The sequence below is a fragment of the Chryseobacterium sp. MDT2-18 genome (assembly GCF_030815285.1).
Classification (GTDB): Bacteria; Bacteroidota; Bacteroidia; order Flavobacteriales; family Weeksellaceae; genus Kaistella; species Kaistella salivictor.
This window is the reverse complement of the sequence record NZ_JAUSWQ010000022.1, coordinates 1-3,651: the sequence shown is the minus strand read 5'-3', so window position 1 is coordinate 3,651 and position 3,651 is coordinate 1. Positions and strand designations below refer to the sequence as shown.

Genomic DNA, 3,651 nt, shown 5'->3' with positions numbered 1-3,651 from the left:
GGAAAAGCAAAGAAAAAAGAAGAACGGCTGGTTTCTGCAAAACTGCAGAACGATGGAACTTTTCTTTTGGCAGGAACGAGTGCCGAAGAGCTGGGACAAGAGAACTGGAAGATCTTGAAATTGGGCGATAAAGATTTGGATAATCTCATAGAAAAACAGGACCTACGGATTTATCCGAATCCGGTGACGGATTATTGTTATGTAGAGATTGGATTTGAATTTAATGGCGAAGCTGAGATTACGCTACATGATATGACAGGAAGATTAATTCAAAATATAAAAACTAAAAATAAGGTGACAAAAATTATTACGGGTGCTTTGCCGCAGGGAGTGTATGTGGTGAGTGCTATGAAAGGAAAAAAAGCTGTCTATACTAAAATCATTAAAAAGTAAGGTTATGAAAAAGATTTTACTAATAATTTTACCATGGATCCATCTATTTTTGCAAGCACAGCCTCAAAGCAATTACGAAAATGAAAAAATTTCTAAAATTATAAGCCCCCCGTCAGAGGAAGCATATAGACTAGGAACGTTTGGATCGGTTCCAGTTGGTTTGATAAATGGTACACCTAACATTAATATACCTTTGGTAAGTATAAACTCTGGGACAATTAATTTGCCATTTAGTTTGAATTATTCGAATACAGGGGTTCGTGTAGATGAGCTGGAGGGTACTGCAGGACTCTCATGGCAATTTGTAGGGGGTGGCGTAATTACAAGAACGGTGAAAGATTTGCCAGATGAAGACGGCGACTATCATTTCCCAGACTTTAATATAAGTCAAGGGATTTCAACAAATGACTTCAGTTCTTTTTCGTATTTGGACGGCATTCAGGAATCTTTTCTTGATAGTGAACCTGATATTTATAATTTCCAATTTTTAGGCAAGAATGGAAAATTTATTTTTGACTCCAAACAGAATATTGTACAGTTGGATCAGAGCGACCTAAAAATTATTAGAAAATCAGCGCCTGATATTGGGTATTATTATGAAATAATTGATGTAGATGGAACTATTTATGAATTTAAGGAACAGGAAAAAACTCTTGCACTTAAAAGCGGTTCCGGTTCTGGAGCAAGTCTGAAAATTTCCGCATGGTTCCTAAACCGGATATATAATCCAAGTACAGCAGAAGAAATTAACCTTATTTATGAATCAAACGACTATACCTATGTTGCATATAGAACACAATATTTAAAATTTGATTTTTCAACAAATCTAATTGGGTTTAATAGTGTAGGATCCCAGTTTTCAAATTACCCAGCATATTTATCTGATCAAATAGATGTTAGAATTCGTGTCAAAAGTAAAGTTCTACAGCAAGTCAATTCATCTGCAACAAGTATAATTAATTTTAATTATATTCAGGACAATATTGACATTCCTAAAAGATTGATTAATATCACTTTAAAAGATACTTCTAGTGCCCTATTTGAAAATATCAACTTATTATATACGCATAATCCAAATAGTCGTGTTTTTCTAAATAGAGTGGAAAACACGACAAAAAAAGCCATTTATTTATTTGAGTATAATAATCCGCAAGGATTTCCTGCACGCTTAACATGCGCACAAGATTATTACGGATATTATAATGGAAGGAATACCAATACAACCCTTATTCCAAATACTTATGCAAATCTCTATAGTCATTATATCGGCAACAGATATAATTCCTTAGCGGAAAGAATTCCAGATGCTTCATTTAACAAATATGGATTATTATCAAAAGTATCATATCCTACAAAAGGATATTCCCTTCTGAAGTACGAAGGTGTTGATGAAAAGACAGCTTATATTTATCGGCAAAACTCGATTCCAGACAACCAATCTTTTAATTTAGGCTTATTGACATATGATAAAGATGAAGAGGGGAATGTTAATTTAGCAGGGCTTCCAATGTCATACCTAGTAAATGAACAAAAAACATTATATTTTAAGGGCTATACTGAATTATCACCAAACTGTTCAGGGAGTGGAGATCCTATAGAACATTTATCTGGTTTTCTAAAGATATATAAGAATGGTATCTCATTTGCCACACGAAAATTTATTTCAAAACCGGAGGTGTTTGAGATCTTATTGCCTGCCGGTAACTATACGTTTTCAATTGAGAATGTGTTTTTGCCCTGTACAAAAGTTTTTGTTAAAGTCGGCGATCAACCATTCATTCCTGCACATTATGAGCTACAGCAAGAAGGCGATCCCATAATTTCTAGTGTCGCATCTCGACTTGCGTCAGTAATTACCAAAGATTCAAATAATAATTTACTTGATTCAGTTTTTTATAAATATCGGGGACTGCAAAATTCTTATCCTTTTGATTTTAAATCCTATTCTGCTAAACTTTTTTACTTAAATCAACATCCGTATGTAAATACTTTTATACATATCAACTCAAATGATCAGAAATCTTTTGCTTCCTCTTCTCAGGATTATTTATATAGTGAGGTTGATATAAGTTTTGGCGGTAGTAATTTTGAAAAAGGAGGCGAAACTCATATTTTTAATATTACTCCTGATTCCCCTAGTTCAGTTATCAATGGTTTTCAAAATAACGATATTAAAATGTATTCTTATGTATCATGGGATAATGCAAGAGAGTCTAAAATAAATTATTTTGACAGTAATCATACGCCTTTGAAATCGATCGAATATTTTTATGGTGAAAGGCAGAATAATAATAAAGTGCACTACGGCATCATCGCACATGAAATATTCCAAAGGGTAGCTTTTGAAGACCAAGGAAGCCCAGGAATGGGTTACCCTCCACTTTATGCTTTGCCGTTTTCAACAATCTACACGTGCAGCGGAAATGAGGATCAAAATTCATTTTTTCCTCAATGTACAGGGGCAGCAGGCGTTCAAGTAGGTTCTTTGCTTCCATTATATAACGTGCAGATTTCGCAATATGCAATAGGATCTTATAATAAATTTATTAAATCCAAAAATACCACGGACTATCTCAACAGCACGCCATTATTAACCACCACCGAATACTTTTATAACAATTCAGCCCATTACCAACTGACCGGTCAGAAAGTTACTTTTCCTGATCTCACCACCCATGAAACAAACTACCAATACGCTCAAGAAAAAGGCAACCAAAAACTAATCGATGCCAATATGGTAGGAATTCCGATGGAAACAGAAGTAAAGAAAAATGGCAAAACCATTTCTAAAACAGAGACAAAATATAACAATCCTGCGAATTTACTTCCAAGTTCCGCTTCATCCTATGATATCCAGAACAATACACCATCAACTGAAATCACTTACGACTCGTACGACAACAAAGGTAATCTTCTTCAATACACCATAAAAGGTAATTTTTCTACCGCAATCATCTGGGATTACAACCAAACCCAGCCTATAGCGAAAATCGATGGAGCAACCTATGCACAAGTTTCAGCATCAGCCTTGGCGATTATTGCTGCTTCAGATTATGGGAACCCGAACTATTCGGAAGCCATATTATTAGATAAACTCGATGCTTTTAGAACAAGTTTACCCAATTATCAAATATCTACTTATACCTATAGACCCCTAATCGGTGTAACCAGTATCACCCCTCCCTCAGGAATTCGCGAATTATATATTTACGATACCGCCAACCGGCTGAAAGAAGTGAAAGACATTACCGGAAACAT

2 protein-coding genes are annotated in these 3,651 nt (G+C 34.9%); both read left to right on the top strand.

Translation table 11 applies throughout. From position 1 onward, the window contains the following. On the top strand, positions 1–393 hold a 393-nt coding region (locus QF004_RS13830; RefSeq protein ID WP_307427468.1), incomplete at its 5' end, for a T9SS type A sorting domain-containing protein. A 4-nt stretch (positions 394–397) separates the two neighbouring features. After that, a partial coding sequence (locus QF004_RS13825) for a hypothetical protein (RefSeq protein ID WP_307427464.1) occupies positions 398–3,651 on the top strand: 3,254 nt, incomplete at its 3' end.